A 22,584-nucleotide genomic window follows, 5' to 3' on the forward strand; every position below is an offset into this window, starting at 1 on the left:
AGCTATTCTTCAGCATTTCTGTTTCCCAAAGCTACTTTTACAGTTTGGTAATTTTTATTGACTTTATTAATTACTTTTTCTCTAAATGAAAGCTCTAACTCTCCATCGACTTGAGAAAGTAACTCATTAGCATTTACCTTAACTTTAGCTTTTTGCTGATCTGTTTTCCCCATTACTAAAGTTTTTTCTGCTGATGTCAGTAATTGATCTACAGTTGCACTTTTTGAATTGTCTGCGATTGTTGTTTGATTAATTTTTGATTCTGTTTTTTGATTGTTTTTCCAATTCTCGTTATTGGTTTCTTTGATGATTGAACGCTCCGCTACTTGATTTTGATTTATTTTATTTTGATTTACTTTTTCATTTTTTTCTTCACTATTTTTCTTTGTCTCCTTTATTACAACTGCATCTGTATTTAAAGGGTTCAAGATTATTTTATCTTCTGGCTTATTTGGTTTAGCGACTGAATCTTTTACTTCTTCTTTAACAACTACTGTAACATTCAGGTTATTAACTGGAGCCTCTCTTTGACTAAAATAAATCGTGCTTATCAATAAGAAACCGATAAAACCTGCCGCAACATACATCCAGGTATATTTTCGTTTTGGCTTAGTTTCTTCGGCAACATTCAGCATCGCATCTAATCTATCCCAAGCATTATTGCTAGGGTTGATTTCTCTTTCATTTAGTTTTTCACGAAACTCTTTTTCTATTTTATTCGGTTCCATTTTCTTGTTTTTTTAATATAATAATTTGCTTTTGCAGCATTTTACGAGCATGTGATAATTGTGACTTTGACGTTCCTTCATTAATCCCCAGCATCGTTGCAATTTCATTGTGCTTATATCCTTCGATAGCATAAAGGTTAAAAACCATCTTATAACCATCTGGTAAGCTGTCTATTAAAAACTGAATTTGATCTGTAGATAATTGACTTTCGATGCCATTAAAACTCTCTTCAGTATAATTTTCATCTTCTATAAATTTCACCTTTTTTTGAACCCGGAGATATGAGATGCATTCGTTTACCATTATCCTTCGAATCCATCCTTCAAAACTTCCTTTATTTTCAAATTTATTAAGGTTTACAAAGACTTTCATAAATGATGTTATCATTACATCTTCTGCTAGTTGAATGTCTTTAATATACTGTCGGCAAACACTTAACATTTTCGAAGAAAACTTACTGTATATCTGCTGCTGAGCCTGTCGATTATTATCGATAGCCAACTGAATGATTTCAGTTTCTTCTTGATGTAAATGGATAATTTTCATTAATAAGCTTTCGGTTTTTGGTTTTGCAATGGTCTTCTATTAGCATAGACGATTGTCGTTTCGAAATGGTTGCATCTGGGTTGAAAAAAAATCAAAAAATAAATTACAAATTCCAAAAAAAACAAACAAAACACTGATTTACAAACAAATAAACTTGTTTTTTTTTTATTTAGTTAATTTTCTAATTATTTTTTATTTGATACAAACTTAAGGAGAATTAAAGATAGCAAGTATTTCAGACCAACCTCTATTTCCTGGTCCGCATATACTTAGTTAATTTCTGAATAGATTATATTTCCTATTTTAGCAAGAAACCAAATTACAATGAAAATAATATTAAGCTCAATTTTTTGTCTTTTTTCAGTATTACTTTTTTCTCAAAATGAGAATAAAGCAATCACTGGCTTTTCTAAAGAAGAAAAAGCAGATTCAATAAAAGTGGAGAATAAAAGCATTGGATATTCGAATACTGGTTTGGCTAAAATTAAAGGTAAAACTTTTGATCGTCAATTACGCAGCGTTGAAAGCGTAGAGATATCTTTGACAAATTTATCTTCTAAAATCACAAGCTTTTATGAAACAAATGATGACGGGCTTTTCGATATTAATATTGAAAGAGGTGTTTACTCCATATTATTTTCAAAAAGATCTTATGGGAAATTCAAAATTGAAAAAATCGATCTTAGCGATTGCCAAATTCAGGAAATTAATTTAAATCTGGGATCAAGAATAAATATAGTCGAATATATAACGGTACCAGCACAAGAATTTTCACTTCCATCGAAAAAGAAAACAAAGAAAAAATAAAATTTAATCCTTACTTTTTTCTTTCGATAACGTAGTTCACCATCAAAGTCAAGGCTGCTTTGAATTCTGAATCTGAATAATTGTTGAGTAGTGAGAGTGCTTCTTGCTGAAATTCTACCATTTTATTTTCGGCGTAAGCCAAACCATTATTATCTTTTACAAAAGCAATAACTTCTTTTACACGCTTTTTGTCTTTATTATGGTTTTTGATAGAATTAATAAGCCAGCTTTTTTCTTTAGAGGTACAGTTATTTAGAACATGAATTAAAGGCAAAGTCATTTTTTGCTCTTTAATATCTATTCCGGTAGGTTTACCTATAGCTTCTTCGCTATAATCGAATAAATCATCCTTTATCTGAAAAGCCATTCCTATAAGCTCTCCAAATTTACGCATGTTCTCTACCTGAACTTCATCTTCTATAACCGATTTTGCGCCAAGTGCACAACAAGCAGCAATAAGTGTCGCTGTCTTTTTTCGGATAATTTCATAATAAACATCCTCGGTAATATCTAGTCTTCTTGCTTTTTCTATCTGAAGTAATTCGCCTTCGCTCATTTCGCGTACAGCAACAGATATTATTTTAAGTAAATCAAAATCACCGTTATCTATAGAAAGTAACAATCCTTTTGATAGTAAATAATCTCCAACCAGAACAGCTATTTTATTTTTCCAAAGTGCATTGATAGAGAAAAAACCACGACGACGGTTACTATCATCTACAACATCATCATGAACCAAAGTAGCAGTATGAATTAACTCTATAACCGATGCTCCTCGATAAGTACGTTCGTTCACGATTCCTTCTGAAACCATTTTTGCTGTCAAGAAAACAAACATAGGTCGCATTTGTTTTCCTTTTCGATTTACGATATAATAGGTAATTCTGTTAAGCAAAGCCACCTTTGAAGTCATCGATTCATGGAACTTTTTTTCAAAAAGTTCCATTTCGTTAAAAATGGGCTGCTTTATTTGTGAGGTAATATTCATTTCGATTCCAAATATACTATTTTAAATAAAAAAACGTTGTCTATTTTATAGAAGTATATCAACATTTGTAACTTTTTATACACTATTCACATTCAAGTAAACCTTATTTACTCGAAAGCTCATTATTAGCATAGTCTAATTGTGTCGTTACTATTTTATTTCTCCTTTATAAAATAGCATTAACTCAAAATCTACAATATAATCTCCACTTTAATTTAATTCATTAATTACAAGAAATCTAAATTACTTATTATGAAAACAAAGATTTTATTATTGGGAGCCATTGCAACTTTTTCGTTTTTCATTAGTTGTAATTCAGATGAAACAAGACAAGATGTTTCATCTAAAACTATTTCAAACGATGAAATAGCTACAAACTCAAAAATTGATGCATCGATTGATGATGTTTCAAATATTGCAGAAGACCAATTTGGCGCACAACAAAACAGTTCCCGAAAAGCAACTGGAGTTATTAAAAGCTTTTTACCAGAATGCGCCGTCATTACAACTGTATTAACAGACAATACATGGACAAGAACTATCGATTTTGGCACTGAAGGTTGTACCTTATCTAACGGAAATACATTGAAAGGAAAAATTACCATTTCGTTTACAAATGATTTCTCAAGCTCTGAACATACAATCACATACAGTTTTGAGAACTTTTACCACAATGGTAATAAAATACAAGGTAGCAAAAGCATAAGCCTAACACAAAAAGCAACTGCTTTATTAGCAACTGTTCACCCTGTATCTACTTCGGCAATCGACATGACAATTACATTTGAAGATGGGAAAATCTACAAACGAACTGGTACTTTAACAAAGGAAATGATTGCTGGTTTCGACACTTGGTTTAATTGGGACGATAACACTTTTATTATCACTGGTACTGGAGAAACTACGTTCCCTAATGGTGATAAAATTTCGACCGAAATTATACTTCCTCTAGAATTCTCTATGGCATGCAAAAAACCATTCCCTGTAAAAGGTTCTATTTCTATTACTAAAAATGAGGCTAAGGCTTTAATTGATTTTGGAAATGGTGATTGTGATGACCTTGCTGTTGTTACAAGAGATGGCGTTTCGGAAGAAATTCATTTAAAAAAATAAGCTGATTTATAAAGAGAAAAGCATTAAAAACAAGTGGTGATCTCGTTTTTAATGCTTTTTTATTTTTATACTAAAGTAATTCTAAACTTCTGCTTCTTTATTGGCCAATTGCCCACAAGCAGCATCAATATCTTTTCCTCTGCTTCTGCGTACTTTTACCACAATCCCTATATTTTCTAATGCTTTTATGTACGCATTAATCGATTCTTCTGAAGCTTGCTGAAACTCTCCATCATCGATTGGATTATATTCAATAAGGTTGACCTTACATGGTATGTATTTACAAAACTTTACCAAGGCATCAATCGATGCTTTATCGTCGTTAATTCCTTTCCAAACTACGTATTCGTATGAAACTTTGCATTTAGTCTTTCTGTACCAATATTCTAATGATTCTCGTAAATCTGCCAAAGGAAAGTTTTTACTAAAAGGCATAATTCGAGAACGGATTTCATCGATTGCCGAGTGTAATGAAACCGCCAATTTGAATTTAACATCATCATCGGCCATTTTTTTAATCATCTTAGGAATTCCCGATGTCGATACCATAATACGTTTTGGTGACATTCCTAATCCTTCTGTAGAGGTAATCATATCAATTGCTTTCATAACATTGTTATAATTCATGAGTGGTTCTCCCATTCCCATAAACACAATATTCGATAGCGGATGATTATAATACAAACGACTTTCTTTATCTATAGCTATTACCTGATCATAAATCTCTGCAGGTTCTAGATTTCGCATTCTTTTTAATCTCGCTGTTGCGCAAAAATTACAATCTAAGCTACAACCTACCTGGCTAGATACACAAGCCGTAGTCCTTGTTTGGGTTGGTATTAAAACCGACTCTACAACTAATCCGTCATGTAAGCGTACAGCATTCTTTACTGTACCATCGCTACTGCGTTGCATTGTATCAACCTTAATATGATTGATAACAAAATTATCTTCGAGCATAGAACGTGTTGCCTTAGCAACATTGGTCATATCATCAAAACTATGTGCTCCTTTACTCCATAACCACTCGTAAACTTGATTTCCGCGAAAAGCTTTGTCATTATTAGCGACAAAAAAATCGCGCAATTCCTCTTTTGATAAGGCTCGTATATCTTTTTTCTCCATTTGCATGCTGCAAAGTTACTAAAGTATTTGCTCATTTTTAATCGACTATCATATATAATCTAAAACCGATAATAGAATCTAAAATAAAGGCAATTATATCCGTAAAAAACCATGTAATTTCTTACCCTAAAAAACATCGATTATACTACATCGTTGTAGCTATAGATAGGGCTTTAATAAAATTTTAACAATGATTTATATCATCTCAAGAGCTCTTTATGTGTGTTAAATTTGACTCAAACAAATACCACGATTAGCTGCTGATAAATATAATTTAAAAGCTACAAATCAAACTTTTCGATAACAATTTAATACTCAGAAAAATGAAATTACCAAAAAACAAATTATTCCTTTCAACAGTACTTTTCTTCGGAATCGTATTGTCTTCAAATGCTCAAAAAAACTACACACTAGACGCAAAAACTAGTTACTCAGTTTCTGGAACATCTACAATGCATGACTGGGAAATGAAATCTGACTCAAAAACAGGAACAGCTAATTTCACTATCGCAGATTCAAAATTAGTTAGCATCAACAGTATTGATATTACCCTACCTGCAGAGAGCATTAAAAGCGAGAAAACTAGTATGGATAAGGTGGCGTACAAAACTTTAAAAACAGACAAATTCAAAAACATTAAATATGTTTTAAAATCTGCCGAAAAGATTAATGAAACTACATGGGAACTTACTGGAACTTACACCATAGCCGGAGTAAGCAAAGTAATAAAAACACAAGTAAAAACTACAGTTACCAAAGATGCGGCATCCTTACAAGGCAGCAACAAAATCACTTTTACTGAATTTGGAATGAAATCTCCAACTGCATTATTAGGAACAATTAAAACTGGAGAAAACTTAACCATAAAATTCAATTTAAACTTTAATTTATAATAATCATGAAAAAAATCTATCTACTATTTATAGCATTAGCAAGCACGGTTGCTGCAAATGCACAGCTAAGTTTTGGACATATGCAGAATCAAATTCCTCGTGACCAGAGAGCCATCAATGTATTTGATGTCAAAAAAGATACCACTGCTTACAAAGGCATTAGTGTTGATCTGGGCGGTGCATTTGCCTTGCAATTTCAAGCCTTGAATTCGTTCAATGACCAAAGAAACTTAACCGGAGCGAATGCCGAGTACAGATTAAACAATCTAACTAACGACTTTAATTTACCAAATGCTAATATGACAATAGGTGCACAATTAGCAGATGGGGTACGTGTAAACTTAGACATATATCTTGCTTCCAGACACCACCATGAAACCTGGGTACAAGGTGGATACTTGCAAATTGACAAATTAGATTTCATTAAAAAAGGGCTTCTTGAAGATGTTATGAAATATACCACCATCAAAATAGGTCAAATGGAAAACAACTATGGTGATGCGCATTTTAGAAGAAGTAACAATGCTTATACGATAACAAACCCTTTTATTGGAAACAATATCATGGATGCTTTTACTACCGAAATGGGAGCTGAAATATATTATAACAGAAGCGGTTTTGTAAGTATGATTGGAGTAACAAACTCTAAATTAAATCAAAACGTACAAGAAGTTATTCCTGGAACAGCTACAGAACTTGCTCCAGATCAAAATACAACTATTAGCCCTACAATCTTAGCTAAACTAGGTTGGGACAAACAAATTGACAGTGATTTAAGAATCAGACTTACCGGATCTTACTATCATACAGCAAATTCTAGCGGAAACTTATATAGTTCTGATAGAGCAGGAAGTCGTTTTTATAGCGTAATGACGCACGCTGGAACGATAGGTTACCCAAGTTCAAATATTTTAGATTCAGAGAGCAATAAAGACACTGGTAGATTTAATCCGGGATTCGGAAACTGGGCCACTTCTTACATGATTAACCCGTTTATAAAATATAAAGGATTTGAATTCTTTGGTACTTTAGAATTTGCTTCAGGAGGTGACTATAAAGGAACAGATGATACTCGTAATGTCAATCAATATGTTGGAGATTTAGTTTATCGTTTTGGAAATCATGAAAATCTATATGTTGGTGCTAAATACAATTTAGTCGACGGAAAACTACGTAACTCTGATGCTGATGCTGTACAAGTAAATAGATTTGAAGCTGCTGCAGGTTGGTTTATGACTAAAAACATTTTAGCAAAACTTTCATACGTGCAACAGAACTACAAAAACTACCAACAATTTGGAAATGTAGGCGGAGTTTCAATGCCAAATGACTTTTACGGAGGAAAATTTGAAGGACTAATGTTTGAAGCAACAATTTCATTCTAAATAAAATGAAAAATAGATTTCTAATTTTAATTTTGGGTTTAGTCATTTTTCTTTCCCTGGGAAGTGCTAAACCCACTTTTTTAACAGATGATACTGTTTTAATAATAAATAAAATAAAAATAGAAATTACAGGAGTATCAACTGTCGGCAATTACAATTGCTCCAATATCTTCCTTAAAAAAGATACCATTTATTTAAATTCAACAAAAAAAAATGCATTTAATACTGAAATCAAGATGTCAAATTTTGATTGCGGAAACAAAATAATGACAAAAGATTTACAAGGAACTGTAAAGATAAAAACCTTCCCTAACAGTATTGTGTATATTACAGACATAAAACCTAGTGGCAAAAATTACAAATGTACGCTGGCTTTTTACATCACAAATAAAACCCTGATATACAAAGATTTCATATTATATACTACTGATAAAAAAATCGAAGGATCACTTAATTTAAAGTTCTCAGATATTGAATTAGCACCACCCGTAAAGATGGCTGGTTTAATTAAAGTAAAAGATGACATTGTTATTAATTTTAGTTTGTACAAAAACTAAGTGAGTGGAAAAACTCATCATTTCTTTTTAAAATATTATCATGTTTTTTTTTAAAGGTACTCTACATGGGTACCTTTTTGATTTTAAAAATCTTTCTACTAAATCTTTCCGAATATAAAACTTGGCACGAGAATTGTTTTTCTATCAAAGGGAAAATAATATTACAAAGCGCGCAATCATTTTAAAATGTGTATCTTTATTTTTCAGCTCTATAAACGTTAAATTTTATCAACCTAAAAAAATTAATTCATTATGAAAAAACAAATTTTAAGTTTAGCATTAGTTGCCTTATTAAGTTTAGCTGTTCAGTCATGTAAAAAAGAAGAGCCAAAACCTACTGAAGATGAATTAACGCTTGGAAACAAAGTAGACTCATTAACTACTGACATTAAAGAAGTAAAAGATACAGCCGTAACTAAAGTTGAAGATGCTGCCAAAGATGTAAAAGATGCTACTAAAAAAGCTGCTGAAGATGTAAAAGACGCTACAGAAAAAGGAGCTAAAAAAGTAGAAAATGCTGCAAAAGCTGCAAAAGACGGAACTGTAAAAACAGCCAAAGAAGTTAATGATGCTTTAAAAAAATAATTTTCATTGTCATGAAAATTAAAACCATTCGTCACGGCGAATGGTTTTTTTTATGCTAAAAAGTGTAGTAGATATTTTTGTATTTTTGTGTTTCAAAAATTTAGACTTTACTCATCATGCATTTTATATCACAAGACTTAGAAGATTATATCGAACAACACTCAGAAAGAGAACCTGAATTACTAGCACGTTTAAACAAAGAAACTTACCAAAAAATATTATTACCACGTATGTTAAGCGGGCATTTTCAGGGGCGTGTTTTAAGTATGTTATCTAAGTTAATACGTCCTGTAAATATTCTCGAAATTGGTACTTATACTGGTTATGCTGCTTTATGTTTATGCGAAGGCATGCAAGAAAACGGGCAATTACACACCATCGATATTAAAGAAGAATTAATCGATTTTCAACGAAAATATTTTGACCAATCGCCTTGGGGAAAACAAATTTTCCAACATTTGGGCGAAGCAACAACTATTATCCCTACGATTGATGTAAAATTTGATTTGGTTTTTATCGATGCTGATAAAGAAAACTACCTTAATTATTACGAAATGATTGTTCCTAAAATGAATAAAGGAGGTATCATTTTATCTGATAATGTTTTATGGAGTGGTAAAGTTTTAGAACCATTACAACCAAACGATATTAGTACAAAAATACTTTTAGAATACAACTTACTCTTAAAGAACGATCCAAGGGTAGAAACTGTTTTATTACCTATTCGTGATGGTCTAACTGTAAGTCGAGTACTTTAAGAAAGTTACTAAGTTATTGAAGCACTAAGATTTTAAGTTTTTTATTAAACAAAGACTCAATTACCTTCTACTTTAGCTAGAGGTAATTCAGAAAAAAACAGCAATAAATGAATTACAGCAATGAAATAAACTCGGAAGGTTTTGCAATTATTGATAATGTTTATGATGAAAACGAAATTAAAAAATTGATTTCGATAATTGAAAACGTTACTGAGAACAAAACGGATAAAACAACCTTTAGGAAATCTGAAGATTTATTTGCTATTAGACAATTCCACAAAGAAATTCCTGAGACATTAGATTATATCTTTAATCAGAACTTAAAGGATATTATCAAATCTAACTTTGGGGAGAATTATTTTATAACGAAATCAATATATTTTGACAAACCCGAAAAATCAAATTGGTTTGTTGCTTACCATCAAGATTTGACTATTTCGGTAGATAAAAAATTAGATATAGAAAATTTTGAAAATTGGACTACCAAACAAAATCAGTTTGCAGTACAACCTCCCAAAGAAGTTCTCGAAAATAATTTTACAATAAGAATACATATCGACAAAACTACTAAAGACAATGGTGCTTTAAAAGTGATTAACAATTCTCATTCTAAAGGAATTTTGAGAGTCGAAAACATGGACTTGAAGAATGAAACGGAAACAATTTGCGAAATCGAAAAAGGCGGTATAATGATTATGAAACCATTGCTTTTTCATGCTTCTAACAAGACTACTAATAATGAAAGAAGACGCGTTATTCATATCGAATTTAGTAATCTGGAATTACCAAATGGATTGGAATGGAGCGAAAAAACAAAGCTTAATTAATCAAAGCTTTTAAATTTTTAAACGCAATTCTAGCCCAGATGGAAACGGCATCCTTTTTCTGGCTCCTTTAACCAGGAAAAGATAGAGTGTACAGCTGGAAAAAGCTCCTAAAATTTAAACTGGAAAGTACCTTGCTCTTACTTTTTGGTATATTTTAAACAGCAAGAATCCCATTGTTGCTCCTGCTAAATATCCGCAAAGGATATCCAACGGATAGTGCAATCCTAAATAAATACGGCTATAAGCAAAAACTAATGGCCATAAAAACAGGAGTCCAAAATATTTAAAGTGTTTGTTAAGTAATAAATACAAAAATGTAGCTACTGCCATTGTATTAGCAGCATGTCCTGAGAAAAAGCTGAATGATGAGCGAACTTGTACAATTCGAATAAACGAATTAATATCGGGGTTATTACAAGGTCTTAAACGTTGTACATTATTTTTAACCAAATTTGTTAATTGGTCTGTACAGGTTATTAAAATTGCTATAAAAAGTAATAGATACAAGGTCTGTTTTGTTCCTAATTTTTTATAAATGAAATAAAATAATAACAAAAAAAGTGGAATCCAATTTACCTGATTCGTAATTACGAGCCAAAGTTTGTCGTAAGTTTCGGAACCTAAACCGTTAAGATAAACAAATAAATTAGTATCGAGTTCTTGTAATTTTTCAAGCATTATATCTGACGTTTTATTGGGCCTGTAATTGTATCAATGTCTTCTTTTGTTTTTTCGAATTGCGTTGTAGCATCTCCTAACAAATTAGTTTTGGCTTTTTCTATTTCAGAATTAATATTGCCTGTTATGTTGTCTAATGATTTCGCATCAAAACCGTTAGCTTCTGCGCCTTTTTGAATTTCGCTTTTAATGTCATTGGTCGCATTTTTAAGTTGCGCCATTGCTTTCCCCATAGTACGAGCAATTTCTGGTACTTTATCTGAACCAAAAAGCATAAGTACTACAAATAGTATAAAAACTAATTCTCCTCCTCCTATACCAAACATATCTTTTTTATTTTATGTGCCACAAAGATATTAAATTTTGTAGCCTACTGTTTTAAAATTTACTTAAAAAAAGAGACCCTTGCGAGTCTCTTATCTTTTTATGCTTAATCAAATTTTGATTTTACCTCTACTTTTGGCCATGCATTATTAGTTACATCAATATCTGCAGTAAGTAATTTTGGGTCAATTTGAATGCTTTTTATAGCTTTCTCTGTTGCATATACTTTTTTGGCTGTATCATTATTTTTTCTCCAGATTTGTGCTGGATATTTAAATTCTTCTTTACTTCCGTCCTCATAAGTAATCTCTACAAGAATAGGCATGATCATTCCTCCCGGCTTTTCAAACTCTACTTCGTAAAAATATTTAGGTGATTTTAAATTTGCTTTTTCTTCTGCATTAAATGTTTGCGCAACATAATCTGATAATAATTTTACATCATCAACCTTTAAGGCTTTTTTATCAGATCCTTTTAATTCTTTGTTATCGCTTGCAATTAAATATACAAAAGGTCCTTTTTCAAAACCAAAACGTCCTTTTCTAATCTTAGTATCTTTTAGCTCTGCTGTAGCAGTTTCGCTAACATAATATTGTTTTACATCTTTAATTCCGATATCTACAAAATCTGTGGAGTAAAACCACCCTCTAAAAAACCAATCAAGATCGACTGCCGAAGCATCTTCCATCGTTCTAAAGAAATCTTCTGGTGTTGGGTGCTTAAATTTCCATCTATTTGCATATGTTTTAAAAGCATAGTCAAACAATTCTCTTCCCATAACTACTTCTCTTAAAATATTAAGACCTGTAGCTGGTTTTCCGTAAGCATTATTACCAAATTGGTGAATCGTCTCAGAGTTTGACATAATTGGTTCTAAAAACTTTTGATCTCCACTCATGTAAGGAACAATGTTTTTTGCAGGACCACGTCTTGATGGGAAATTAGGATCTAACTCCTGCTCTGCCAAGTACTCTAAAAATGAATTCAAACCTTCATCCATCCAGCTCCATTGGCGCTCATCGGAATTTACAATCATAGGGAAAAAGTTATGCCCTACTTCGTGTATTACTACACCAATCATTCCGTTTTTTATTTCTTTGCTCGTTACTCCGTTTTCATCAGGACGACCAAAATTCCAACAAATCATTGGATATTCCATCCCTTGATCTTCTGCCGAAACTGAAACTGCTTTTGGATAAGGATAATCAAATGTGTGTGATGAATAACTTTTTAATGTATGTGCAACTGTTATTGTTGACGTTTCTCCCCAAAGTGGGTTTGCTTCTTTTGGATATACTGAAGCCGCCATAACTGTTTTACCTCCAAGCTTTACTGCCATTGCATCATAAATGAATTTTCTTGATGTTGCAATCCCGAAATCACGTACGTTTTTAGCACTAAATTTCCATGTTTTTTTCTTTTCAGAAAATCCTTTTTCTGTTGCCTCTGCTTCTGCCTGTGTAACAATAACAACTGGCTTATCATATGATTTTTGAGCAAGCTCGTATCTTTTTACCTGTTCTGGAGTAAACACTTCACTTCTGTTTGTTAATTCTCCTGTGGCTTCCATTACGTGATCTGCTGGAACGGTAATATTAACATCAAAATTTCCGAATGGTAAAGCAAATTCTCCACCTCCCCAAAACTGCATGTTCTGCCATCCTTCTACATCATTATAAACTGCCATTCTTGGATAGAATTGCGCAATTACATATAATCTATTTTTGTCTTTTTCAAAAAATTCATATCCTGAACGTCCTCCGTCTTTTCTATAATTATTAATGTTATACCACCATTTAATAGAAAATGAAATTTTTTCACCAGCTTTTAAAGGCGCAGGTAAATTAATTCTCATCATGGTTTCATTAATTGTATAAGACATCGGATTTCCCTTTGCATCTTTTACAGACTCAATATTAAAACCTCGCTCAAGTCCGTCTTTTAAATATTTGTTCGAAAAACCTTCAACTGCTAAAACTTGATTAATTTTATCGCTCTCGGCTAATGTAGTTTGTGTATTTTTTTTAGCTTGATTTTGATCTAGTTGCAACCATAAATACTCTAGATTATCTGGAGAATTATTAGAATATGTAATTGTTTCTGACCCGCTTAATTTTGCGTTTTTATCATCTAACTCAACATCAATTTTATAATCGGCTTGTTGCTGATAATATGCTGGTCCTGGCGCTCCAGATGCTGTACGAAACATATTGGGAGTAGCCAATAAGTCATACATTTGACTAAATTTGTTAGTATCGTACTTCCCTTGTTGCTTTATTGGTGTGGTATTTTTTTCCTGCGCAAACATGATTGCAGGAAAAAACAATAAAAATGATATTCTTCTCATAAACTGGTTTTTTGGAGTTTTTGTCAGGGTGTGAAAATAACAATTAAAAAAATATTCATCTCCATTTATTCATACTTTAACAATTCTTTCCTTGAAGATTCTGTAAAAAGCACACTCTTTTTGCTCCCTAATACCGAAACATGTGTAATATTTTGTTGCTCGGTATTCCAGTCTACCAAAATTGTATTCGAAATTTCTAAGCTTTTAATTTTATCAACATCTTTTATTCTGGAATAACAAACCAAAACATCATTTGATTCAACTTCTTTCGATAAAAACGTGATTGGTCGTGACTGACCATTTACTTTAATAGTAAAATTTTCAGCAAGATATTTTTTCAAAAGGGCAACATCGGCTTCAGTTTCTTTTTCTGTGCCGATGTTGGACTTGATTTTATATTTTTTTTCTACTCCATTATTCAGATCATCGATAAAAATTCGAGATGTAATTTGAAGCATTTTTTTTTCGGGAGCATAATTTATTTGATATACCCCAACATAAAATTTATGAAAAGCAAATGATGATAATGATAGGAACAATAACCCTATTAAAGAGTAAGCTACAATTTTTCTCATTTTTTAATATCATTCACTTTTTTGAATTCTTTACTTTTATTAATTAAAAAATCCATTAACTGAAATCTATCTTCTGGTTTTAGATATTGTTTTGAAACAGGATCATTAGAAGAATACATCAGGAACAAATCAATCTCATCATCTTGTAATTCTAAAGTTTTAGCAAAGAATGACGGACTGAAATTTGCTCTTACATATTGCGTAAAAGCTACATCGTCTACAGGAACTTCTTTTTCGCCTGATTTATTCAAGAGCTTTTTAACATCTTTAAATATCCTTACGAAATCTGTACCGTATTTTATGGTTTGATCTGAATAAGAAACACTATTTTCTGGGGTTGACTGTTTATCATCCTCAAATTGCATATCAACATATTTCTGGGTATTCTTATCCAGTGATTTTACTTTTAATCCTTTTGGAATAACCACTTCTTTTAACTGATTATTTTTAAGCCCCAATCGCACTACTAAAAGGCGTTCAGCAAACTCCTTTTCTGTCAGCACCATTTTTCTTGTTTGAAAAGCCAAACTCGAAAACAACAAAGTATCTTTTGGCTGTGCCAGTATATCAAACAATCCGTTTGAAGAAATAAAGGTTCTTGTTTTTGTATTAACATTCAAAACATAACCACTTTCCAGGGCAACCGAGTCATTTACTACTCTTCCATGTAAAGACATTCTTGTTCCAGTTTGCGCGATACACAACTGACAAAATAAACTCAAGATCAATATTCCAATTTTATTTCTCATTTTCGATAATTGTTAAATATTTTTGCGCCAAACCTGTTATTAAAAACATACTCATTGTTTTGTTTTTGGCATTCAACGAAGTTACAAACTCTGGATCATCTATGCAATACAACTGGAACCCTTTTATATGCTCTAGCGGAATCTTTAATCTATCAGTATAATAATTCTCTTCGAAAAGATATTCAATTTTTGAATACAACATCTCTTTTTTCTCTACAGCTACTTCTTTTTTCAACATAGCGGTCCGACCAGATATCTTATTTAAGAGCGCATCTGTCATAGTAGACTTGGCCGTGTATAATTTTCGTTCTGCTGGTGTGTATTTCTTTTGTCCATAAGGTATGATTCCTAAATTTTCGGCATTTATGTTTGAAAATTCATTTATAACAACCTCTTTTAGCTCTATGTTTTTGGGAACCATTTTTACCAGTAACAAGTCTAATTTCAAATCATTAGCTGTAATTCTTTTTCGGAGTGGTTCTAGATTTACTGCCGAAAAAACCAACACATCTCCTTCTTTGATAACGATAGAAAACTGTCCTTTATTATCCGAAATAGTAGTTTCCTGAGTGGTATTATTGACTATTGTTATAGCTTCGACCGAACTTGAGTCGGCGGTAATTCTTCCGGAAATTTCTTTTGTAACAACAGTTTGCCCAAAACTAATTTGAAAGAATAAAGATACAATAAATAAAAGTAAAGTATTAATTATTTTCACGTGCTATTATTTCTTTGTACTTCTCTGCTAGTTCTCCTAGCAAGAATTCGGTAGTCGTTTTGTTTTTAGAGCTTAAAATCTTTGTAAAACTTTCATTTTCTACTGCAAAATATTCAAATCCCTTCACATAATCCAACGGAATACTAAGCTTTCGTACAAAGTGATCTGTATCAAACATATTTTCCAAAAGCTTCATGAAGATTTCTTTTTTCTCTACAGCAAGTTCTTTTTTAAGCATTTTTGACCTGCCTGAAAACATATTTATTATAGGATCCAGACCAACTGAACCTCCTAATCCTACTGAAGCATCCAGATCAGTTCCTCCTTTTAACCTACGCTCTGCAGTTGTGTAAGAACGTTGCCCCGCAGGAATTATCCCTAAGGCAACTGCATTAATATTATCGTATCTTTTTATAATGACTTCTCGCAACTGATTCACTAGTGTTTCCAATTTTACCACAAACTTTGCCGATGCCAAATCTTCGTCTGTCAAAACAATTCGACGTTCTTTAAGCTGTACCGACGAAAAAACAAGCGTATCACCTGTTTGGACTGGTATCGAAAAAGAACCTTCCTTATCTGTAACTACAGAAGCTTCTGTCCTTAAATTAACCACATAAATTCCCTCCAAATCCATTGTATTAGCATCAATTTTTCCTTTTAAAACAGGAGAAACAGTAACTTGAGCCAAAAGATTATTAGCCAGGAAAATAAAAAACACACATACTACCTTGTTCATCAAAACATTATAAGGATAAGCTGTAAAAGTATCTTAATGTCATCTAAATTTAATATTAACGACTTGGTAAAAATATGTTAATTAAACCTTTATTTTACGGCTTTAAAACACACTATTTAATATCTTTAACTTAACAAAAAAACATTACAAAATCTATGAAAAATGTCATTATTGCCAGCACCTCTACCCTTCACGGTGGCAGCTATTTAGATTATTTATTACCCGAATTGCAAGTGCACTTTAAGAACTGCAAAACACTTCTTTTTATCCCTTTTGCAAGACCTGGAGGAATTTCGCATGAACAATACACTAATACTGTTTCTCAAGCTTTTGAAAAAATAAACATTAAAGTAAAAGGAATTCACCAATTTGAAGATGCTACAACAGCCATTAACAATGCCGAAGGAATTTTTACTGGTGGCGGAAATACTTTTTTGTTAGTAACACAACTATACAAAAACAACATTATGACGGTTCTTGCTGAAGCTGTTAAAAACGGGACTCCTTATTTAGGAACTAGCGCAGGAAGCAACATTTGCGGACTATCGATGCAAACTACTAATGATATGCCAATTATCTACCCGCCAAGTTTCCAGACTTTAGGATTAATTCCGTTTAACTTAAACCCTCATTATTTAGATCCAGATTCTCAGTCTAAACATATGGGTGAAACTCGCGAAACAAGAATAAAAGAATTCCATGCTTTTAATACACTTCCTGTTTTAGGATTGCGTGAAGGAAGCTGGTTAGACGTAAAAGGAGATCAAATTATTTTGAAAGGGGATTTATCTGCTCGTCTTTTTAGACAAAATCAAGAGCCTGAAGAATTAGAACCTCAAACAGATTTGAGTTATGTGCAATAAAAAAGCCGAAACTATTAAGTTTCGGCTTTTTAAAGAGCGAAAGACGAGGCTCGAACTCGCGACAACCAGCTTGGAAGGCTGGAGCTCTACCAACTGAGCTACTTTCGCATTAACAGGGTGCAAATATAAAAAAATTAAATCATTCTAAAAAATAAAAATCAAAAATTTTTTCTTTTTAAAAGAAACCGAAACATTTGCAATTTCGGTTTCTTTAGAGCGAAAGACGAGGCTCGAACTCGCGACAACCAGCTTGGAAGGCTGGAGCTCTACCAACTGAGCTACTTTCGCATTACTGTGGTGCAAATATAGATAATAACTCCAGTTAAAAACAAGTTTTTTTTACAAAAATTTCAAAAAATCTTAAACAAATTCTTTAATATATTTAAAACTAAAAAGTTATAACTTTACTATTCTTTAAAAATTATGTCAAACATACAAGAAATATCTGCCCAAGAAACTTATTTAGTACGCAATCCTGTTCTACGAAAAGGAAAACCTATAGAAAGCTGCCACTTTGATGGTGATGATTTACCTACAACGCATCACTTTGGTTTATATGAAGATAAAAATTTAGTAGGAATTATTTCGCTATTCCGAAATTCTAATATTACCTTTGCGGAAAATTTCCAATCGCAGATTCGAGGAATGGCCGTTTTGGACGATTTTAGAAAAAAAGGATTGGGGGAAGCTTTGGTTATTTACTGTGAAGAATATTGTATTAACAATAATTGTAAACTAATATGGTTTAACGCCAGAACTGAAGCTGTTGGATTTTATGAAAAAATGGGCTACCAAAAGACTGGTGCAATTTTTGAAATAAAAGATGTTGGGAAACACCTGTTAATGTATAAAAAACTTTAAAATGAATAAACTTTACTTTTTAATATTACTATCAATCTTTATAAGTTGCAAAAAAGAAGAAAAAGCAATTCCTGAAAAAAAAGCAGAACCTCTTCCTGCAATTGTTCAAACTGATGAACGAAAAATTCAGTTGGACACATCGGTGATAGGCTCTTTTAAAAGTGAAGATCTTAAAAAATTTTACATCGCATCTCATAATGAGACCGTTTGGGGAAATCTTGAAAAAAGAACCTTCATTATTGATGAATTAAAAAAATCTGAATCTCTTGGTTTAGAACCAAACGATTATAGCATAAAAAGAATAGAAAATTTTGAAAGTAAAATAAGTAAGTTAAACGATACCGACTTGGCTCTATATGACGTTTTGCTTACTTATAATTTTCAGAAATACTTAACGCATTTACATAAAGGAAAACTGAATCCTAAAAAACTATATAATGATTGGGATTTAAATGACAAACCTTTTAATGTAAACACCATTCTTATAAAAGCTTTTAATGATAATGATTTAACACTTGCTATCGAAAAAAGTCAGCCAAAAACATATACCTATAAAAGGTTACTAAAAGCACTAGAATTACTAAATGAATTTCCAGACGACAACATTAAAACCATTGAAGTTGAAGATAAAGTAACGTTGCACGACACTAATAACGCAATGATTACAATTAAAAAACGCCTTTTATACTGGAAAGATCTAACAGGAAGGGACAGTTTAACATCTACTTACGACAATAAGACATTTGAAGCTATTAAAAAATTCCAAACTCGTCATGGCTTAGCTGCCGATGGTGTTATTGGTAAAGGAACTGTTAATGCTTTGAATTTTTCTAAAATCAGACGAAAACATCAAATTATCAGCAACATTGAGCGCTGGAGATGGTTTGCAGATACGCTTGCCGAAAATTATTTTATAATAAACATTCCTGATTACAGCCTACATGTTGTTGAAAACAAAGACACTACTGTTGTTCGAAAAATTGTTGTGGGTACTAATAGCCGAAAAACACCTATTCTAACCTCAACTCTTAAAACTGTTGTCTTTAACCCAACATGGACTGTTCCGCCAACTATATTAAAAGAAGATATTGTTCCTGCAATGAAACGCAATCGAAATTATTTAAAAAATAAAAACATTACGATTTACAGTAAAGACAACTCTGTTGTAGAACCTAGTGACTGGAATGAAAATTCTCCTGGTAGTTATCGCTATGTACAAAGTCCTGGAAGTAGTAACTCATTGGGATTAATGAAAATCTTGTTTCCAAATAACCATAGCGTCTATTTACATGATACCAATCACCGTAACTTATTCGGAAGAAACAATCGTTCTTTAAGTTCTGGTTGTGTTCGTGTCGAAAATCCTTTGGAATTAGCACAACATATATTGGACTCTAATAACTGGTCGAAAGAAAAAATAGATTCTCTTATAGTTACTAAAAAAACTACCAATGTAAGAATTGCCAAAAAATACGCTATGTATCAATGGTATTGGACCGCATGGAGCGAAGATAATTCTTTACAATTTAGAAATGACATCTACAATCTAGACACCGATTTATATGTTAAATTAAGAAATTAGCTTTTCTTCCATCGTAAAAGTTCTTGATGGATGATAGATATATAAACACGATTTATCTTTTATTGCTTCGATAATTGCATTAGTTAATTCTACAGGAATAGCAGGACAACCTTGGCTACGACCTAACCTTTTATTGTTTCTAATAAATGATTCCGAAACATAATCAGCTCCATGAATTACTACTGCTCTTTCGCGCGCATTATCATTAACTCCTCTTTCTAATCCATCTAAACGTAACGAGATTCCGTGTTTTCCTCTATACACCTCACCTGTTGCATAAAAACCAAGACTACTTTTATAGGAAGAATTTGTATTTGAAAAATCTGATGCGAATTCTTCACCTGTATTTCTTCCGTGAGCAACCAGAGATTGAAACAATACGGTATTGGTAGAAAGATCAATAACCCAAAGACGTTTCAGATTAGAAGACAAACTAAAATCTACCAAAGTCAAAAGATCTTTTTGAATAAGTCCTTTTTCCTTTAATAAATAAAAACCTTTTAAAGCCTCTGTAAAACTCTTAAGTTCAGGTAAATCAAAATTATTTGCATTAAGTGTACTATAAACCGCTTTGATTCTTAAATCTAAGCTTGCAGTTACTGTACTAGCGATATTTTTCTTTTCAACTTTTTTAACTTCTGTAGTTGTTTTTGTATCCGTGGTAAATGACAAAAACAACATTAACAATATGGGACAAATCTTATAAATCATTGAATGCGTTTAGGTTATAATTTGTTTCGTGGTTCGCAAATATATAAAAAATATGTAGCTCCCAAAATTTTACAGTAGAAACGAAGTACTTTTTAATCATTTTTTAACGAATACAACCTAATATTTATTGTATTCTCTTAATGAAATTATAACAAAACTTATTGAAACACAGTAAACTATAAGCCAAAACCTACATATTAGAAAAGCAAATTAATCAATTATACCACATTTAGCTACACTAATTAATTACATCATTTTAAAGTAAATAGACTTTTTTAAGCTCTTCCTGATTATCTCAAATACTTTATTCTTTAATAACATAAACAACTTACTTATTCATGAATATAATAAACCATATTTTATCGGTAAGCATTCATCATTTCATTGGCTATAATGGCATCAAAAACAAAACCTAATCTGCATTTATTTTAAAAAATTACACCTTCTATAATTAAATTATTATTTTTTTATACCGTTCCCTTTATAAAGCATAATTGTACCTAAGTCTTTCTTAAACATTTTACAAATGGCTTATCTTTGTGCAAAATAAATTCTGATGAACAAAAAAGTAATCCTTATGATTTTAGATGGTTGGGGGAAATCTCCTGACCCTAAAGTATCTGCAATAGACAATGCAAATGTTCCATTTATAAATAGCCTTTACAAAAACTACCCAAGCGCACAACTTCGTACCGATGGTTTAAATGTAGGTTTACCAGAAGGGCAAATGGGAAATAGTGAAGTTGGACACATGAACCTTGGTGCGGGAAGAATCGTTTACCAGGATTTAGCAAAAATAAACCTTGCTGTAGCTCACAATACTTTAGCCAAAGAGCAAGTACTTGTAGATGCGTTTACTTATGCAAAAGAAAACAATAAAAAAGTACATTTTTTAGGTCTTGTTTCTGATGGTGGTGTTCACTCACACACTTCTCACCTACGAGGATTAATTGATGCTACTCAAGAATACGGTTTGGACAAAGTATTTGTTCATGCCTTTACCGATGGTCGTGATGTTGATCCTAAATCTGGAGCAACTTACATACAAGATTTAGAAAACCATATTGCAAATACTCCAGTAAAAATAGCATCTGTAATAGGTCGTTATTATGCTATGGATCGTGACAAACGTTGGGAACGTGTAAAACTAGCTTACGATTTAATAGTAAACGGACTGGGTACACACTCAAAAGATGCCGTAGCTTCTATTAAAGAAAGCTACGAAAATAACATTACTGATGAGTTTATCGCTCCAATCATTATGGTTGATGCAAATGATAAACCACTAGCAACTATCAAAGAAGATGATGTTGTTATTTTCTTCAATTTTAGAACCGATAGAGGTCGTGAACTTACTGAAGCTCTTTCGCAAGAAGATTTTCACGAGCAAAACATGCATAAACTAAAATTGTATTATGTAACGCTTACTAATTACGACGAAACATACCTAAACGTAAAAGTTGTTTACAACAAAGACAACATTACCGAAACATTAGGTGAAGTTTTAGAGAAAGCGAATAAAAAACAAATTCGTATTGCCGAAACGGAGAAATATCCTCACGTAACTTTTTTCTTTTCTGGCGGAAGAGAAGTTCCTTTTGAAGGCGAAAGCAGAATCTTAAGAAATTCTCCAAAAGTAGCAACTTACGATTTACAACCAGAAATGAGTGCATTTGAATTAAAAGATGCATTAGTGCCTGAATTAAATAAAGGTGAAGTAGATTTTGTATGTTTAAATTTTGCCAATGGAGACATGGTAGGACATACAGGAATTATGAGCGCTGCAATATTAGCTTGTGAAGCTGTTGATGCTTGCGTAAAAGAAGTTATCGAAGCTGCTCTTGCAAATGATTATACTACAATTGTAATTGCCGATCATGGAAATTGCGAAACTATGATTAATCCTGACGGAAGTCCTAATACAGCACACACAACTAATCCTGTGCCGATTATTTTAGTTGACAAAGAATTAAAAACAATACACGATGGTGTTCTGGGTGACATTGCTCCTACTATTCTTGAGTTAATGGGAATTCCACAACCTGCTGCAATGACTTGTCATTCATTGTTGTAAAAGCATTCGTTTTAGCTTACAGTAACAGTATTCAGTTGCAATCATCACTG

24 protein-coding genes and 2 tRNA genes are annotated in these 22,584 nt (G+C 32.1%); 12 read left to right on the plus strand and 14 right to left on the minus strand.

Annotated elements, in window-relative coordinates; genetic code table 11:
* Window positions 1-2: 2 nt before the first annotated feature.
* Together AC3IPI_RS01425 and AC3IPI_RS01430 are read right to left on the minus strand one after the other, a co-directional pair.
* Entirely contained in the window at window positions 3-728 is a 726-nt protein-coding gene (locus tag AC3IPI_RS01425; RefSeq protein ID WP_489156668.1) for a hypothetical protein, read from the minus strand.
* Window positions 715-1,275: an RNA polymerase sigma factor gene (locus tag AC3IPI_RS01430; RefSeq protein ID WP_489156670.1), complete on the minus strand. Its 561-nt coding sequence runs from the start codon at window positions 1,273-1,275 to the stop codon at window positions 715-717. The genes AC3IPI_RS01425 and AC3IPI_RS01430 overlap by 14 nt, the downstream gene beginning before the upstream one ends.
* 324 nt (window positions 1,276-1,599) lie before the next feature.
* Between AC3IPI_RS01430 and AC3IPI_RS01435 the strand changes: the two genes are divergently transcribed.
* The gene (locus tag AC3IPI_RS01435; protein WP_409417391.1) at window positions 1,600-2,082 is read left to right on the plus strand and encodes a carboxypeptidase-like regulatory domain-containing protein; all 483 of its coding nucleotides are present in this window, start codon (window positions 1,600-1,602) and stop codon (window positions 2,080-2,082) included.
* A gap of 10 nt (window positions 2,083-2,092) precedes the next feature.
* Here AC3IPI_RS01435 and AC3IPI_RS01440 read toward each other — a convergent pair whose 3' ends face one another.
* Window positions 2,093-3,070, minus strand: a complete 978-nt coding sequence (locus AC3IPI_RS01440) for a polyprenyl synthetase family protein (RefSeq protein ID WP_039114464.1) — start codon at window positions 3,068-3,070, stop codon at window positions 2,093-2,095.
* A 252-nt stretch (window positions 3,071-3,322) separates the two neighbouring features.
* On the opposite strand from AC3IPI_RS01440, the gene AC3IPI_RS01445 reads away from it, so the two are divergent.
* Window positions 3,323-4,183, plus strand: coding sequence for a hypothetical protein (locus AC3IPI_RS01445; RefSeq protein ID WP_489156672.1), 861 nt, complete (start codon window positions 3,323-3,325; stop codon window positions 4,181-4,183).
* An 81-nt stretch (window positions 4,184-4,264) separates the two neighbouring features.
* Here the strand turns inward: AC3IPI_RS01445 and rlmN are convergent, their stop codons facing one another.
* On the minus strand, window positions 4,265-5,314 hold the full coding sequence (rlmN, locus tag AC3IPI_RS01450) for a dual-specificity RNA methyltransferase RlmN (protein WP_039114462.1): 1,050 nt from the start codon (window positions 5,312-5,314) through the stop codon (window positions 4,265-4,267).
* Window positions 5,315-5,631: 317 nt separating this feature from the next.
* Between rlmN and AC3IPI_RS01455 the strand changes: the two genes are divergently transcribed.
* The 6 genes from AC3IPI_RS01455 (at window position 5,632) to AC3IPI_RS01480 (ending at window position 10,313) form a co-directional block, all read left to right on the plus strand.
* Window positions 5,632-6,201 (plus strand): YceI family protein, encoded by a 570-nt coding sequence (locus tag AC3IPI_RS01455; RefSeq protein ID WP_489156675.1) that lies wholly within the window; start codon window positions 5,632-5,634, stop codon window positions 6,199-6,201.
* 5 nt (window positions 6,202-6,206) lie between these two features.
* Window positions 6,207-7,586 carry a hypothetical protein gene (locus AC3IPI_RS01460; protein WP_489156677.1) on the plus strand — a complete coding sequence of 460 codons (1,380 nt, stop codon included), beginning with the start codon at window positions 6,207-6,209 and terminating at the stop codon, window positions 7,584-7,586.
* Window positions 7,587-7,591: 5 nt separating this feature from the next.
* Window positions 7,592-8,143 (plus strand): hypothetical protein, encoded by a 552-nt coding sequence (locus AC3IPI_RS01465; protein ID WP_489156679.1) that lies wholly within the window; start codon window positions 7,592-7,594, stop codon window positions 8,141-8,143.
* A 252-nt stretch (window positions 8,144-8,395) separates the two neighbouring features.
* Window positions 8,396-8,728: a hypothetical protein gene (locus AC3IPI_RS01470; protein ID WP_039114456.1), complete on the plus strand. Its 333-nt coding sequence runs from the start codon at window positions 8,396-8,398 to the stop codon at window positions 8,726-8,728.
* Window positions 8,729-8,844: 116 nt separating this feature from the next.
* On the plus strand, window positions 8,845-9,486 hold the full coding sequence (locus AC3IPI_RS01475; RefSeq protein WP_039114454.1) for an O-methyltransferase: 642 nt from the start codon (window positions 8,845-8,847) through the stop codon (window positions 9,484-9,486).
* A 107-nt stretch (window positions 9,487-9,593) separates the two neighbouring features.
* Window positions 9,594-10,313 (plus strand): phytanoyl-CoA dioxygenase family protein, encoded by a 720-nt coding sequence (locus AC3IPI_RS01480; protein ID WP_039114452.1) that lies wholly within the window; start codon window positions 9,594-9,596, stop codon window positions 10,311-10,313.
* Window positions 10,314-10,427: 114 nt separating this feature from the next.
* Here AC3IPI_RS01480 and AC3IPI_RS01485 read toward each other — a convergent pair whose 3' ends face one another.
* The 7 genes from AC3IPI_RS01485 to AC3IPI_RS01515 form a co-directional block, all read right to left on the minus strand.
* Entirely contained in the window at window positions 10,428-10,991 is a 564-nt protein-coding gene (locus AC3IPI_RS01485; protein ID WP_039118472.1) for a phosphatase PAP2 family protein, read from the minus strand.
* Complete coding sequence (locus tag AC3IPI_RS01490) at window positions 10,991-11,317, minus strand: Sec-independent protein translocase subunit TatA/TatB (protein ID WP_039114450.1); 327 nt, start codon at window positions 11,315-11,317, stop codon at window positions 10,991-10,993. The genes AC3IPI_RS01485 and AC3IPI_RS01490 overlap by 1 nt, the downstream gene beginning before the upstream one ends.
* A 104-nt stretch (window positions 11,318-11,421) precedes the next feature.
* The gene (locus AC3IPI_RS01495) at window positions 11,422-13,662 is read right to left on the minus strand and encodes a M1 family metallopeptidase (protein WP_489156683.1); all 2,241 of its coding nucleotides are present in this window, start codon (window positions 13,660-13,662) and stop codon (window positions 11,422-11,424) included.
* A 65-nt stretch (window positions 13,663-13,727) separates the two neighbouring features.
* Window positions 13,728-14,237: a DUF6702 family protein gene (locus AC3IPI_RS01500; RefSeq protein WP_039114448.1), complete on the minus strand. Its 510-nt coding sequence runs from the start codon at window positions 14,235-14,237 to the stop codon at window positions 13,728-13,730.
* On the minus strand, window positions 14,234-14,986 hold the full coding sequence (gene bamP, locus AC3IPI_RS01505; RefSeq protein WP_489156685.1) for a BamP family beta-barrel-assembly machinery protein: 753 nt from the start codon (window positions 14,984-14,986) through the stop codon (window positions 14,234-14,236). The genes AC3IPI_RS01500 and bamP overlap by 4 nt, the downstream gene beginning before the upstream one ends.
* On the minus strand, window positions 14,976-15,704 hold the full coding sequence (locus AC3IPI_RS01510; protein WP_039114446.1) for a carboxypeptidase-like regulatory domain-containing protein: 729 nt from the start codon (window positions 15,702-15,704) through the stop codon (window positions 14,976-14,978). The genes bamP and AC3IPI_RS01510 overlap by 11 nt, the downstream gene beginning before the upstream one ends.
* On the minus strand, window positions 15,691-16,443 hold the full coding sequence (locus AC3IPI_RS01515) for a hypothetical protein (protein ID WP_489156687.1): 753 nt from the start codon (window positions 16,441-16,443) through the stop codon (window positions 15,691-15,693). Before AC3IPI_RS01515 ends, AC3IPI_RS01510 begins: the two co-directional genes overlap by 14 nt.
* Window positions 16,444-16,598: 155 nt before the next feature.
* On the opposite strand from AC3IPI_RS01515, the gene pepE reads away from it, so the two are divergent.
* Window positions 16,599-17,306, plus strand: a complete 708-nt coding sequence (gene pepE / locus AC3IPI_RS01520; protein ID WP_489156689.1) for a dipeptidase PepE — start codon at window positions 16,599-16,601, stop codon at window positions 17,304-17,306.
* A 35-nt stretch (window positions 17,307-17,341) separates the two neighbouring features.
* Here pepE and AC3IPI_RS01525 read toward each other — a convergent pair.
* Window positions 17,342-17,414: transfer RNA gene (locus tag AC3IPI_RS01525), tRNA-Gly, on the minus strand.
* A gap of 107 nt (window positions 17,415-17,521) precedes the next feature.
* A tRNA-Gly gene (locus tag AC3IPI_RS01530) sits at window positions 17,522-17,594 on the minus strand.
* Window positions 17,595-17,729: 135 nt separating this feature from the next.
* Between AC3IPI_RS01530 and AC3IPI_RS01535 the strand changes: the two genes are divergently transcribed.
* Window positions 17,730-18,167 carry a GNAT family N-acetyltransferase gene (locus tag AC3IPI_RS01535; RefSeq protein ID WP_489156690.1) on the plus strand — a complete coding sequence of 146 codons (438 nt, stop codon included), beginning with the start codon at window positions 17,730-17,732 and terminating at the stop codon, window positions 18,165-18,167.
* A gap of 1 nt (window position 18,168) precedes the next feature.
* Window positions 18,169-19,749, plus strand: a complete 1,581-nt coding sequence (locus tag AC3IPI_RS01540) for a L,D-transpeptidase family protein (protein ID WP_489156692.1) — start codon at window positions 18,169-18,171, stop codon at window positions 19,747-19,749.
* Here AC3IPI_RS01540 and AC3IPI_RS01545 read toward each other — a convergent pair.
* Window positions 19,738-20,460, minus strand: coding sequence for a murein L,D-transpeptidase catalytic domain family protein (locus AC3IPI_RS01545; protein WP_039116409.1), 723 nt, complete (start codon window positions 20,458-20,460; stop codon window positions 19,738-19,740). The two genes, AC3IPI_RS01540 and AC3IPI_RS01545, sit on opposite strands and share 12 nt — an antisense overlap.
* Before the next feature lie 556 nt (window positions 20,461-21,016).
* Between AC3IPI_RS01545 and gpmI the strand changes: the two genes are divergently transcribed.
* Window positions 21,017-22,534 (plus strand): 2,3-bisphosphoglycerate-independent phosphoglycerate mutase, encoded by a 1,518-nt coding sequence (gene gpmI / locus AC3IPI_RS01550; RefSeq protein ID WP_489156694.1) that lies wholly within the window; start codon window positions 21,017-21,019, stop codon window positions 22,532-22,534.
* Window positions 22,535-22,584: the final 50 nt, after the last annotated feature.

It is taken from the genome of Flavobacterium sp. GL_143 (assembly GCF_057834355.1).